This window comes from Rhizobium sp. 01T437, from assembly GCF_056398505.1.
The window spans coordinates 342376-355467 of the sequence record NZ_JBFTPM010000001.1 but is presented as its reverse complement, the minus strand read 5'-3'; the positions used below and the strand labels follow the sequence as shown (position 1 = coordinate 355467).

13 protein-coding genes and 1 pseudogene are annotated in these 13092 nt (G+C 60.6%); 8 read left to right on the top strand and 6 right to left on the bottom strand.

What is annotated here, in order from left to right:
• The first annotated feature begins 98 nt into the window (after window positions 1-98).
• Window positions 99-2333, top strand: a complete 2235-nt coding sequence (purL, locus tag AC1DM5_RS01840) for a phosphoribosylformylglycinamidine synthase subunit PurL (RefSeq protein ID WP_477974506.1) — start codon at window positions 99-101, stop codon at window positions 2331-2333.
• Between the two features lie 19 nt (window positions 2334-2352).
• Complete coding sequence (locus AC1DM5_RS01835; RefSeq protein WP_007826248.1) at window positions 2353-2586, top strand: BolA/IbaG family iron-sulfur metabolism protein; 234 nt, start codon at window positions 2353-2355, stop codon at window positions 2584-2586.
• 137 nt (window positions 2587-2723) lie between these two features.
• Here AC1DM5_RS01835 and AC1DM5_RS01830 read toward each other — a convergent pair whose 3' ends face one another.
• Complete coding sequence (locus AC1DM5_RS01830) at window positions 2724-3869, bottom strand: hypothetical protein (RefSeq protein WP_477819446.1); 1146 nt, start codon at window positions 3867-3869, stop codon at window positions 2724-2726.
• Window positions 3870-4034: 165 nt separating this feature from the next.
• On the opposite strand from AC1DM5_RS01830, the gene AC1DM5_RS01825 reads away from it, so the two are divergent.
• The 6 genes and pseudogenes from AC1DM5_RS01825 to hisC all read left to right on the top strand — a co-directional run bounded on the left by AC1DM5_RS01825 (window position 4035) and on the right by hisC (window position 8788).
• Window positions 4035-4265 carry a hypothetical protein gene (locus tag AC1DM5_RS01825; protein ID WP_477819445.1) on the top strand — a complete coding sequence of 77 codons (231 nt, stop codon included), beginning with the start codon at window positions 4035-4037 and terminating at the stop codon, window positions 4263-4265.
• A gap of 40 nt (window positions 4266-4305) precedes the next feature.
• A pseudogene (locus tag AC1DM5_RS01820) lies at window positions 4306-4426 on the top strand (c-type cytochrome); the annotation flags it as partial.
• 146 nt (window positions 4427-4572) lie between these two features.
• Window positions 4573-4911, top strand: a complete 339-nt coding sequence (gene grxD / locus AC1DM5_RS01815; RefSeq protein WP_477974504.1) for a Grx4 family monothiol glutaredoxin — start codon at window positions 4573-4575, stop codon at window positions 4909-4911.
• 137 nt (window positions 4912-5048) lie between these two features.
• Window positions 5049-6296: a multidrug effflux MFS transporter gene (locus tag AC1DM5_RS01810; protein ID WP_477974502.1), complete on the top strand. Its 1248-nt coding sequence runs from the start codon at window positions 5049-5051 to the stop codon at window positions 6294-6296.
• A 120-nt stretch (window positions 6297-6416) separates the two neighbouring features.
• On the top strand, window positions 6417-7697 hold the full coding sequence (locus tag AC1DM5_RS01805) for a multidrug effflux MFS transporter (RefSeq protein WP_113324731.1): 1281 nt from the start codon (window positions 6417-6419) through the stop codon (window positions 7695-7697).
• A 32-nt stretch (window positions 7698-7729) separates the two neighbouring features.
• Entirely contained in the window at window positions 7730-8788 is a 1059-nt protein-coding gene (gene hisC, locus AC1DM5_RS01800; RefSeq protein WP_477819442.1) for a histidinol-phosphate transaminase, read from the top strand.
• 8 nt (window positions 8789-8796) lie between these two features.
• Here hisC and AC1DM5_RS01795 read toward each other — a convergent pair whose 3' ends face one another.
• The 5 genes from AC1DM5_RS01795 to rpsD form a co-directional block, all read right to left on the bottom strand.
• Window positions 8797-9621: an inositol monophosphatase family protein gene (locus AC1DM5_RS01795; RefSeq protein WP_477819441.1), complete on the bottom strand. Its 825-nt coding sequence runs from the start codon at window positions 9619-9621 to the stop codon at window positions 8797-8799.
• A gap of 16 nt (window positions 9622-9637) precedes the next feature.
• Complete coding sequence (locus AC1DM5_RS01790) at window positions 9638-10468, bottom strand: inositol monophosphatase family protein (RefSeq protein ID WP_477819440.1); 831 nt, start codon at window positions 10466-10468, stop codon at window positions 9638-9640.
• Between the two features lie 44 nt (window positions 10469-10512).
• A complete protein-coding gene (ttcA, locus tag AC1DM5_RS01785; RefSeq protein WP_477974500.1) occupies window positions 10513-11379 on the bottom strand; it encodes a tRNA 2-thiocytidine(32) synthetase TtcA in 867 nt (288 codons plus the stop codon).
• A gap of 59 nt (window positions 11380-11438) precedes the next feature.
• Window positions 11439-12368, bottom strand: coding sequence for a glutaminase (locus AC1DM5_RS01780; protein ID WP_477819438.1), 930 nt, complete (start codon window positions 12366-12368; stop codon window positions 11439-11441).
• Window positions 12369-12437: 69 nt separating this feature from the next.
• Window positions 12438-13055: a 30S ribosomal protein S4 gene (gene rpsD / locus AC1DM5_RS01775; RefSeq protein WP_477819437.1), complete on the bottom strand. Its 618-nt coding sequence runs from the start codon at window positions 13053-13055 to the stop codon at window positions 12438-12440.
• Window positions 13056-13092: the final 37 nt, after the last annotated feature.

Here is a 13092-nt window from a genome sequence, read left to right as displayed (position 1 = left end):
GTCGGTCATGCTCTATCTCTTTGTTTCACGCAATTCCGGACGCAAAACCGCTGCGCACTTTTGCTGGATTGCTCTAAGGCAGGGACTTTCGGGAGCTCATGACCATTCCAAACACTATCAAGATCACGCCGGAACTCATCGCCTCACACGGCCTCAAGCCGGATGAATACCAGCGCATTCTGGATCTGATCGGCCGCGAACCGAGCTTCACGGAGCTCGGCATCTTTTCGGCCATGTGGAACGAGCACTGCTCCTACAAATCCTCCAAGAAGTGGTTGCGCACCTTGCCGACCAAGGGACCGCGCGTCATCCAGGGACCTGGCGAAAATGCCGGCGTGGTCGATATCGATGACGGCGATTGCGTCGTCTTCAAGATGGAGAGCCACAACCACCCCTCCTATATCGAGCCCTATCAGGGTGCGGCGACCGGCGTCGGCGGCATCCTGCGCGACGTCTTCACCATGGGCGCGCGTCCGATCGCTGCAATGAACGCGCTGCGTTTCGGCGAGCCGGATCATCCGAAGACACGCCATCTCGTTGCCGGGGTCGTGGCCGGCGTGGGCGGCTACGGCAATTCCTTCGGCGTGCCGACTGTCGGCGGCGAAGTGGAATTCGATGCCCGCTATAACGGCAACATCCTCGTTAACGCCTTTGCAGCAGGCCTCGCAAAGTCGAACGCCATCTTCCTCTCGGAAGCAAAGGGTGTCGGCCTGCCCGTCGTCTATCTCGGCGCCAAGACCGGCCGCGATGGTGTCGGCGGTGCAACCATGGCATCGGCCGAATTCGATGAATCGATCGAAGAGAAGCGCCCGACGGTTCAGGTCGGTGACCCCTTTACCGAAAAGTGCCTGCTCGAAGCCTGCCTCGAACTGATGAAGACCGGCGCCGTCATCGCGATCCAGGACATGGGTGCGGCCGGCCTCACCTGCTCGGCCGTCGAAATGGGCGCCAAGGGCGACCTCGGCATCTTGCTCGAGCTCGACAAGGTACCGGTGCGCGAAGAGCGCATGACCGCCTACGAGATGATGCTGTCGGAAAGCCAGGAGCGCATGCTCATGGTGCTGCAGCCGGAAAAGGAAGAGGAAGCCAAGGCGATCTTCGTCAAGTGGGGCCTCGATTTTGCCATCGTCGGCAAGACCACGGACGATCTGCGTTTCCGCGTCATGCATCAGGGCGAGGAAGTCGCAAACCTGCCAATCAAGGATCTCGGTGACCAGGCTCCGGAATATGACCGCCCTTGGCGCGAATCCGGCAAGCGCGCGCCCCTGCCCGCTAACCTCGTTGCAGCACCGCAGGACTACAACGAAGCGCTGCTGAAGCTCGTCGGCTCCGCCAATCAGTCCAGCCGCCGCTGGGTCTACGAACAGTATGACACGCTGATCCAGGGCAACTCCCTGCAGCTTCCGGGCGGCGATGCCGGCGTCGTGCGCGTCGAAGGCCATCCGCTGAAGGCGCTGGCCTTCTCCTCTGACGTCACCCCGCGTTATGTCGAGGCCAATCCCTTCGAGGGCGGCAAGCAGGCGGTTGCCGAATGCTGGCGCAACATCACCGCGACCGGCGCCGAGCCGCTGGCGGCCACAGACAACCTGAACTTCGGCAATCCGGAAAAGCCAGAGATCATGGGCCAGTTCGTCGAGGCCGTGAAGGGCATCGGCGAAGCCTGCCGCGCACTGGACTTCCCGATCGTCTCCGGCAACGTCTCGCTCTATAACGAAACCAATGGTGTCGCCATTCTGCCGACGCCCACCATTGCTGGCGTCGGCCTGATGCCCGACTGGCGCAAGATGGCCCGAATCGGCAGCGCTGCCGAAGGCGACAAGGTTCTGCTCATCGGCACCGACGGCAGCCATCTCGGCCAGTCCGTCTATCTGCGCGATGTCGTCGGCAGCACCGAAGGCCCGGCACCCGAGGTCGATCTCTTCGCCGAACGCCGCAACGGCGATTTCGTCCGCTCGGTTATCCGTAACGGTCAGGCGACCGCCTGCCACGACATTTCCTCCGGCGGCCTCGTCCTGGCGCTCGCTGAAATGGCGATGGCCTCAGGCAAGGGTCTCAACGTCAGCCTCAGCGAAGGCAAGGGTGCGGCCCATGCCCAGCTCTTCGGCGAGGATCAGGCACGCTACGTGCTGACCGTTCCGAATGATGTTGCCGATTTCATCTGCGCCAATGCAGAAGGTTCAGGCATCCCCTTCCGCCGTCTCGGTACCGTCAAGGGCGACGCCCTCGTCGTCGACGATCTGATTGCGCTGCCGATTCAGCAATTGCGCGATGCCCATGAATCGTGGTTCCCTGATTTCATGGATGGCCGCGGCGAGCTTGTCGCCGCGGAATGATGCGCAAGGAGTAACGATCATGGCCATGAAACCCGGCGATATCGAAGACATGATCAAGGCCGGGATTCCCGGTGCCAAGGTAACGATCCGCGATCTGGCAGGCGACGGCGATCATTACGCCGCCGAAGTCGTCGCGGAAGCCTTCCGCGGCAAGAGCCGCGTGCAGCAGCACCAGATGGTCTATGAGGCGCTGAAGGGCAATATGGGCGGCATCCTGCACGCCCTTGCCCTGCAGACCTCGGCACCGGATTGAAATTAGAGCTTCGTCCGACTGAAGATCTGAAATGAACAGGCCCGGCTGGAAGGCTTCTTCCGCCGGGTTTTTGTTTTGAAACGGAAGCGATGGCTCGAAAGTGATCGACGCCTCCTCGCCTCTTCATTGCTGAGCTCTCAGGCCGGCAGCTTGTCCTGCTCGGGATAGGCAAAGACAGAGGCCGGCATCGGGCCTGCGGTCAGCAGCGTGAAATCGAAGGCCGATTTCATGTCCGGCCCCAGCACATATTGACGATGCACGCGCAGCTGATCCTTACGGATCTTCTTGTAATGTTCAGGAGTCAGCATCTGCCGCACGCGGATATGGATCATGCTGGCCTGCGGCGCATCCGGATGGCCGGAAACGCTGACGACGGGCACTTTGTAGAAGTTGATCGAGTCCGTCAGGCACTGCACATCGAGCCAGAAAATATCCGGGCAACGCGCGATCAGGCCGACGCGCGAGCGCAAGAGCGTCGCCGACGACATCAGCGCGCATTGCAGGATCGCGCAGCCGAGCGTCGCAAACACCACGCGCTTGCCCTTGAAAACGTCAGGCTCCCGCTCCAGCAGAATGCCGACGACATGCGCCGCGACGCTGGAGCCCATACTGTGCGAGGAGATGACATATTCATCGGCCTCCTCGTTGAGTGCTGCGCGCATCGATGTCGCGCATTGTTCCAGCCAGTCGTTGAAAACAGGCCTGTCCATGCGTGCCAGCGCCACGGCCATTTCCCAGTCCGCAAAAAGATGCAGCGTGTGGAAGCGCTCAGAGAACGGCAGGAAACCGAAGGTGAAGAAGATGGCCGCCAGCGGCGCGCTCCAGCCGAGGTGCCAGCCGGGAAGTCCCAGCCAGTAATGCAGCGTCAGGATCTGCAGCGTGATGACGATTGCGAGCGCCGTCAGCAGGAAGGGAAAAATGAAGAACAGGCCAAAGCGCCAGGCATGGCGGAAATAGCCGGCCATGCCGCCCTCGCGCACAACCTGCCAGAAGCTTGCAAAGCCCGCCACGATCCGGCTTGCTGTATTGCCGGTGCGCAACCGCTGCACCAGTTCATTATGGTCGAAGACATGGACACGCGTCTGCGTCTGCCAGCCATCGGCGCTGGTGCCGACATCGAAGGAAACATAGTGCCCGTCGGCCGCGGCACCTGTCGCGACATTATAGCCCCAGACGGATGCGCTTTGCCTTGCGGTACGCTCATACCGCGCCCGGTGCGCTGCGCCATCAAGCGGTTCGAATCCGGGGAAATGCAGCACAACCCGCTTATCGACGAGTTTCATAGTCTTTTTCTTCTTTCAGGCGGGTTGAGTGCGCCGTTGCCAGGATGACGGGTTCGCCTGAAAATACGGCGAAAAACCGGATAAAACCTTCGAGCCGTCTTGCTAAGCGAACTCTTCCGGAATTCAATAGGTAAGGTGCGTTTCGATAGGGCTGAGGGGGATTTTGTGGCCAATCTCGTGAATGAACTAGTGTCAGGTATCGTCAATAGCGTGCTGAAGGAAATCCTGAAGAAGACGACGGGCCGCACCACGACCAAGCGCAAGCGCCGTAAGGCAGCGTCTGCAACGACGAGCCGCACCACCCGCAAGGCAACGTCGACAAGCCGTAAGCCCGCTCGCAAGCAGGTCAGCAAGCGCCGCACGGCGGCAGGCCGCAGCCGGCAGCGCCGCGCCTAAACCTTCTCCATCGTAAGCTGCAATGCCCGCAATTCTTCGAGGAAGGTGCATGCGCGGGCGCGATCTCGGCGTCGTGACCGAAGTCTCGCAATGGGATTTCAGCCACCTCACCAACACCGAGATAGAACAGATCCCAGGCCCACCTCAGCAGGGAGCCGTAACGCAGCGGCAACAATGCGCGCCACAGAGTGTCGCGGATTGGTCTTTTTTTGGTTTTGGCGGCTGGAATTCCGGCTTCCACATGCTATCTAAAGAAAACGATTGAAACGGCGGGCCTTTAACCCGCCTGTTGAAAGGATTAGGTCCCATGAGCGGTATCAACGAATTCATCGAAAACGAGATCRAGAGCAACGACGTCGTCCTCTTCATGAAGGGCACGCCGCAGTTTCCGCAGTGCGGTTTCTCCGGCCAGGTCGTCCAGATCCTCGATTACATCGGTGTGGACTATAAGGGCATCAACGTGCTCGCCGATTCGGAAATCCGCCAGGGCATCAAGGATTACTCCAACTGGCCGACGATCCCCCAGCTCTACGTTAAGGGCGAGTTCATCGGCGGCTGCGACATCGTCCGGGAAATGTTCCAGGCCGGTGAGCTCCAGCAGCACCTCCAGGATAACGGCGTTACCATTAAGACCGCCGTCGCCTGATCGGTCACCGGGCATCCGTCCGGTTTCCAAATCTGTATCTTGAGTTCGAGGCGCTGCGCCAAGCAGCGCCTTGACCTGTTTATGGGAATTTCATTGTGACAGATTCATCACAAGCCATGTCCGCGGGTCGGTTGCCCATGGGCAAGCTCGAATTTATCGCGCTTGCGGCTTTCATGATGGCCGTCAATTCGCTGGCAATCGACATCATGCTGCCCGCACTGCAGCAGATCGGCGCCAGCCTCGGTGTTGAGAACGAAAATCATCGTCAGTACGTTGTTTCAGCCTATCTTTTCGGCTTCGGTCTCGCCCAGCTTTTCTACGGCCCGCTGTCCGATCGCTTTGGTCGCCGCATTCCGCTCCTGATCGGCCTCTGCATTTACGTCGTTGCCGCCTTCGGTATCGCCGTGGTCCCGACCTTTGCCGGTCTTCTGGCGCTGCGTTTCATCCAGGGCCTCGGTTCGGCCGCCACCCGCGTCATTACCATCTCCATCGTCCGCGATGTCTACGGCGGGCGGCAGATGGCGGAAGTCATGTCGCTGATCATGATGGTCTTCATGGTCGTGCCTGTTATTGCGCCCGGCAGCGGCCAGATCATCATGCTCATCAGCACCTGGCATATGATCTTCGTCTTCATCGGCACGATGGCGACGGCCGTTGGCATCTGGATGTATCTGCGCCTGCCTGAAACGCTGGATCCGGCCAATGTGCGGCCGTTCACGGCGCGCTCGATCCTGCAGGGCTTTGCGATCTTCCTGTCGAACCGTGTCGCCCTCTGTTACACCATTGCCAGCACGATCCTGTTCGGCGCGCTGTTCGGTTTCATCAATTCAGCCCAGCAGGTCTATGTCGGCATCTACGGGCTCGGCGTCTACATGCCCGTCGCCTTTGCAGGCGTGGCTTTGTTCATGGCCTTCTCGTCCTTCATCAATTCGCAGCTCGTCGGTCGTTTCGGCATGCGACGCCTGTCGCATGCCTCTATTATCGGCTTCTGCGCGTTGAGCTTCATCTGGCTTCTGGTGCAGGTCTTCGGGCCGCAGCCGATGCCCTTCCCGATCTTCATCGTCTTCTTCGCGCTGGTCATGTTCCAGTTCGGCTGGATCGGCTCGAACTTCAACTCGCTCGCCATGGAGCCGCTCGGCCATCTTGCCGGCACGGCTTCCTCGGTGATCGGCTTCATGAGCACGGTCGGCGGTGCGTCGATCGGCGCCTTGATCGGCCAGTCCTTCAACGGCACGGCAACGCCGATGATCGCCGGCTACTTCGGCGTTTCGCTCATCGGCATCGTCGTCGTGCTGATCGCCGAAAAGGGCCGGCTGTTCAGAGCGCAGCATGCGCCACTGTCGAAGGACGCATCGCTTTCCAGCTTCACTGATATCGGACACTGATATCGGGCAACTGAAGCTTTCAGACACGTCAGGCGACGGAGCATCCTGGTAGGAGCCTGTCGCATCCCGCATTCATGCGGCCGCGTTTCGGCCGCTATTACGTCATTCAGGGGGATTCGAATGACTCCGACACATAAACCGCATACGGAAAACCAGGGCTCGGCCCGCATCGGCATGGGCTTTGTCGAGTTCGTGGTGACCATCGCCATCATGACCGCCAGCATCGCCATGGCGATCGACAGCATGCTGGCGGCGCTGCCCAGTATCGGTCATTCGCTTGGTGTGACCAACAGCAATGACACGCAGCTCGTTATCGGCGTGTTCTTCTTAGGCTTCGGCGCTTCGCAGATCATCTTCGGCAGCCTGTCGGATGCTTTCGGCCGCCGCAACATCCTGCTCGGCGGCCTGGCCTGCTATATCCTCGGCATGTTTGCGGCGGCCGCCACCGGCAGCTTCGAAATGCTGCTGATCATGCGCTTCGTCCAGGGCATCGGCGGCGCGGCCGTGCGCATCACCACCATGGCAATCGTGCGTGACTGCTTCGGCGGCCGCGAGATGGCCCGCGTCATGTCCTATGTCATGATCGTCTTCATGATCGTGCCGATCGTCGCCCCCTCGGTCGGTCAGCTGATCATTACCTATGCCGAGTGGCACTGGATCTTCATCCTGCTCGGCATCGTCGCCTCGATCCTCTTCGTCTGGGCGCTGCTGCGCCTCAAGGAATCCCTGCCGCCGGATGAACGCATTCCGCTGTCCTTCGCGGCCGTCGGCGACGGTTTCAAGACTGTTCTGACCAACCGCATCACCTGCGGCTACATGATCGGGCTCACCATGTTCACCGGCGTCATCAGCGCCTATGTGATCTCAGTCCAGCAGGTCTTCGGCGAGGTCTACGGCCTCGGCGACTGGCTGCCGATCGCCTTTGCGGCAACGGCGGGCGGCATTGCCGTTGCCAACTTCCTGAACGGCATGCTGGTACGCAGCTTCGGCATGCGCCGTATCTCGCATGCCGCCATGCTGCTCTTCACCATCATCTCGGCAATCGGCTTCGTCGCGGCACTCGGCGGCACGCCGGCCTTCTCCTTCTCCTATGCGCTCTTCTCGATCCTCCTGATGATGTTTGCCGTGATCGCCACCAATTTCACGGCAATCAGCCTGGAGCCGATGGGCAATCTCGCCGGCACGGCAACGGCCGTGACGGGCTTCGTGTCGACGACCTTCGGCGCCCTTCTCGGCGGCGGAGTCGGCCAGCTCTTCAACGGCACCGTCCAACCGCTCTTCGGCGGCTTCGCGGTCTTCGGCGCCGTTACTGTCGTCATGGTGCTCTGGGCCGAAAAGGGCAAGCTTTTCACCCATCCCGGTGACAGCCCGCAGATCGAACCCGGCGCCGTTCACATGTAATGCTGCTTGAGAGATAAGACTGGAAGATCCTGATGAGCCGTTTCTGGAGCCCCATTGTTCAATCCCTGACGCCTTACGTGGCGGGCGAACAGCCCGTCATCGACGGCCTGGTCAAGCTGAACACCAATGAGAATCCCTACGGCCCATCGCCGCGTGCGCTGGCGGCGATCTCGGATGCGGTCAACGACACGCTGCGCCTCTATCCCGAGCCGACCGGTTTGAAGCTGCGCAAGGCGATCGCCGCAAGCCATGATCTCGATCCCGGCGAGGTCTTCGTCGGCAATGGCTCGGACGAGGTTCTGGGGCATACCTTCCAGGCGCTGCTGAACCACGATCTGCCCCTGCTCTTCCCCGACGTCACCTACAGCTTCTACCCGACCTATTGCGGCCTCTACGGCATCGATTTCAGCGAGATCCCGCTCGACGACAAGATGCAGGTACGAACAGAGGATTACCGCCAGCCCTGCGGCGCGATCATTCTACCGAACCCGAACGCGCCGACCGGCACCGCGCTGCCGGTTGCAGCGATCGAGGCGCTGGTTGCCGAGCATCCGGATCAGGTCGTCGTCATCGATGAAGCCTATGTGGATTTCGGCGGCGAGAGCGCCGTCCCGCTCGTCCGGAAATATCCGAACCTGCTCGTCATCCAGACCTTCTCGAAATCACGTGGCCTTGCCGGCCTGCGTGTCGGCTTCGCCGTCGGCCAGCGGCCGCTGATCGACGCGCTGGAGAGGGTCAAGGACAGCTTCAATTCCTATCCGCTGGACAGGCTGACGCAGGCGGGTGCGGTTGCCGCCTGGGAAGATCAGGATTGGTTCAGGAAACATTGCGACCTGATCGTCGCAAGCCGCGAGCGGGTGACCGTAGGCCTTGGCGAACTCGGCTTCGAGGTCCTGCCCTCATCTGCTAATTTCGTCTTCGCCCGCCACGCCGAACGCGGCGGTGCGGAGCTTGCTGCAGAACTGCGCAAGAAAGCGATCCTCGCGCGGCATTTCCGCAAGGAGCGCATCCAGGATTTCCTGCGCATCACCATCGGCACCGATACCGAATGCGACAAGCTTCTGAATGCACTGAAGCAGATCCTTGCCTGATTTCAGGCTCAGACCGTGAAGACCTCACGGCGCAGGATGTCCCAGCTTTCCTTGTCCGGCGTGATCAGCAGGCCGCCGGTCACATGATGCGGCAGATAGGCCGAGCCGTCGAAGCGGGCGGCATAGGCGCCGGCTTCCTGGCTGATCAAAGTGCCGGCCAGATGATCCCAGGGCATCAGCTTGTTGTACATCAGGTAATGCACATGCCCACCGGCAAAGGTGCGGTATTCATGGGCCGCACAGCGGTAATTGGTGAGGAAGCGCACCTTCGCGAGATTGCCGAGGATCTCTGCGCGCTTCTCCTGCGGCAAGTAGCCGGTGGAGGCCATGCCGACCATCTGGTCGAGCGCGACAGGCTCTGCGACCGTCAGCCGCTGCGCTTCGCCGTCAGGACGGCGCAGCCAGGCGCCGCCACCCTTCTCGGCCATGACCCAGTCGTCGCCCATCGGATCATAGATGATACCGGCAACAGTCTCGCCCTTGGATACGACCGAGGCCATGACGCCGAAGGCCGGAATGCCTGATGCGAAGTTGAACGTGCCGTCGACGGGATCGACGACGATGGCGAGATTGGCACCTTCAAGCTTGTCGAGAAGAGCTGCATCGGCGGCAACCGATTCTTCGCCGATGAAGAGCGCCTCCGGCCAGAGGCGCGCGGCCTCGACCTTCATCATTCTTTCGGCCTGCTCATCGGCCTCGGTGACAAGGTCGGTCGCTTCCGTCTTGGCGCGTACATCACCGCTGCCCAGCCGGCGAAAGCGCGGCAGGATCTCGGCTTTCGCTGCCTGCCGCAGAAGATCGGCAAGCTCCATCGTGTCTACGGCAGTCGTCATGGCACTTCCCCTTGGTTTATCGGTGGCCGATGATTTCCCTGCGTATCATCTCCCAGCTTTCCCTGTCGGGAGCCGAGATAATGCCGCCGGAAATCTCGCCCGGTCTGTAAGGCGTTCCGTCGAATTTGGCCGTATGGCCACCGGCTTCCTGATGCGTCAGCACGCCGGCAAGATGATCCCATGGCATCAGCTTGGGATGGCCGATGAAATGCAGCTTGCCTGACGAGACCATCCAATATTCATAGGCCGAGCAGTTGAAGGCGAAGGTCATGCGGATCTTCGCCATGTTGCCGGCAACGCGAGAACGGTCCGGTTCATCCATATGGCTGCAGGCCATGGCTCCGATCATGCGGTTGAGCTCGATCGGCTCTGCCACCTTCAGGCGGACAGGCTCGCAATCACGCTTCTGCTGGAAGGCGCCGGCGCCCTTGAGGGAAATGACCGTATCGCCAAGCGCCGGATCGTGAATGATGCCGGCAACCGTTTCGCCCTTCACCGTCACGGCCAGAATGGTGCCGAAGACCGGCAGGCCGGCCGCAAAGTTGAAGGTACCGTCGACAGGGTCAATCACGAAGGCAAGATCGGCATCGGCAAGCGCCGGCACGACAGAACGATCCGCCTCATAGGCTTCTTCGCCGACGATCAGCGCCGACGGAAAGCGCTCGCGGATCGCTGCCGTCAGATAAGCCTCGGAGCGCAGGTCGGCCTGCGTGACGAGATCGACGGAAGATGTCTTTTCGGAAACATTGGCCGCGGCCGCATTGCGGAAGCGCGGCATGATCTCTTTTTCGGCGACATGCCGGAGGCAATCGCCGAGAAACTCTATGTCATTGTCTGAGAAAATCATTTTGGACTCGTTGCATGGATCTGCAGAGGCTCATAGCAAGTCCATTATGACGTTTGGGTGACGGTCAGCGCAGAAAAGTCGAAAAGTTTCGGATCAAGCAGATGCGATGGGTTCACATGCGCGAGCGCGCGCAGCATCGTGTCCTTGCGGCCGGGCATGCGCCGCTCGATATCGGCGAGCATGTCCTTCATCGCATTGCGCTGCAAACCGTCCTGCGAGCCGCAGAGATCGCAGGGAATGATCGGAAACTGCATGGCGGTGGCGAATTTCGCCATGTCGTCTTCGGCGCAATAGGCAAGCGGCCTGAGCACCATCAGGTTGCCTTCGTCATTCAGAAGCTTCGCCGGCATCGCGGCCATCCGTCCGCCATGGAAGAAATTCATGAAGAAGGTTTCGAGGATGTCTTCGCGGTGATGGCCGAGCACCAGCGCGTCGCAGCCCTCTTCTTTGGCAATGCGATAGAGATTGCCGCGGCGCAGCCGCGAGCAGAGCGAACAATAGGTCGCCCCTTCCGGCACCTTCTCCTTCACGATCGAATAGGTATCGCGATATTCGATGCGATGTTTGACACCGATCTTCGAGAGGTATTCCGGTAGCACATGTTTCGGGAAGTTTGGCTGGCCCTGGTCGAGATTGCAGGCGATCAGCTCCACCGGCAGCAGCCCACGCCATTGCAAATCGAGCAGAAGTGACAAGAGGCCGTAGGAATCCTTGCCGCCGGAAATGCCGATCAGCCAGCGCTTCTGGTCCTTCAGCATGTCGAAGTCTTCGAAGGCCTGGCGCACCTGCCGCAGCAGGCGCTTGCGCAGCTTGTTGAAGGAGACCGTATCAGGCGCGTCGGCAAACAGCGTATGGCCGATGCCGGCTTCAGCCACTTCCAGATCGTCGGCAATATTGGCTGCGATATTCATCTTCTTACCTGTCTGATGTGCCTGCCCTGCTTAGCAGAAAGCCGCAGGCCAACCCAGCCTCAATCGCCGAAAACAGACCAGCCGGTGCGTGCTGCCAGCATCTCCAGCGCCACGGCACCAAGCTGCGAATTGCCGACCTTGTTCAGCCCCGGCGACCACGCGGCGATCGAGGCAATACCCGGCGCCACGGCAAAAATGCCGCCGCCGACACCGCTCTTGCCCGGCAGGCCGACATGATAGGCGAAATCGCCCGATCCGTCATAATGGCCGCAGGTCAGCATCAGCGCATTGATGCGCCGCGCCCGCTTTGGCGACACGACCGAATGGCCGGTCAACGGATTGCTGCCGCGTGCCGCGAGGAACAGGCCAGCGCGGGCCAGCTGCTCGCAGGTCATGGAGAGCGCGCACTGATGGAAATAGACGCCGAGCACATGATCGACCGGATGGTCGAGATTGCGATAGGAGCGCATGAAATTGGCGAGCGCGAAATTGCGATAACCCGTCGCCGTCTCCGAACGCGCCACCTTGTCGTCGATGGTTATCGATTCGTCGTCTGCCAGATAACGCACGAAGCGCAGGAACTCGCCGATCGCTTCACGCGGCGCATGGCCGGCCATGACGACATCGCTGACGGCGATCGCGCCGGCATTGATGAAGGGATTGCGCGGGATGCCGTGCTCATGCTCGAGCTGGACGATGGAATTGAAGGCCGAGCCCGAGGGTTCGCGGCCAACGCGCTTCCACAGCCCCTCGCCCACCTTGCCGAGCGCCAGTGTCAGCATGAAGACCTTGGAAATACTCTGGATGGAGAAAGGCACATCGGCATGGCCGACGCTATAGACCTTGCCATCGACCGTGACGACCGACAGGCCGAACTGGTTCGGATCAATCTTGGCAAGTTCGGGAATATAGTCCGCAACCTTGCCCTCGCCGATGCGGGGCGTCAGTTCCTTGTAGATGCTGTCGAGGACTGCCTGCAAATCCATCATGGCTTCTCTCCAAAGACAAAAAAGCCGCCTTGAAGGGCGGCTTTTCCGTATGCGAAAACGTCTCGCGGATTAACGCGAATAGAATTCGACGACCAGATGCGGTTCCATGATAACCGGGTACGGAACGTCGGCAAGCGTCGGAACGCGTGCGAAAGTGGCAACCATCTTGTGATGGTCGACTTCGACGTAGTCAGGAACGTCGCGCTCTGCGAGCGAAACAGCTTCCAGAACCGTAACAAGCTGCTTGGACTTTTCACGAACTTCGATGACGTCGCCGGCCTTGCAACGGTAAGAACCGATGTTGACGCGCACGCCGTTGACCGTAACGTGGCCATGGTTGACGAACTGACGGGCAGCAAAGACCGTCGGAACGAACTTGGCGCGGTAGACGATCGCGTCGAGGCGGGACTCCAGAAGACCGATCAGGTTTTCCGAGGTGTCGCCCTTGCGGCGGTCAGCTTCAGCAAAGATGGCGCGGAACTGCTTCTCGCGCAGGTCACCGTAGTAACCCTTCAGCTTCTGCTTGGCGCGCAGCTGCACGCCGAAGTCGGAAAGCTTGCCCTTGCGGCGCTGGCCGTGCTGGCCCGGGCCGTATTCGCGGCGGTTCACCGGGGACTTCGGACGGCCCCAGATGTTTTCGCCCATACGGCGGTCGATCTTGTACTTGGACGATTCGCGCTTGCTCATCGTATTTCCTTTCAGAGTGTTATGACGGTTTGTTGCC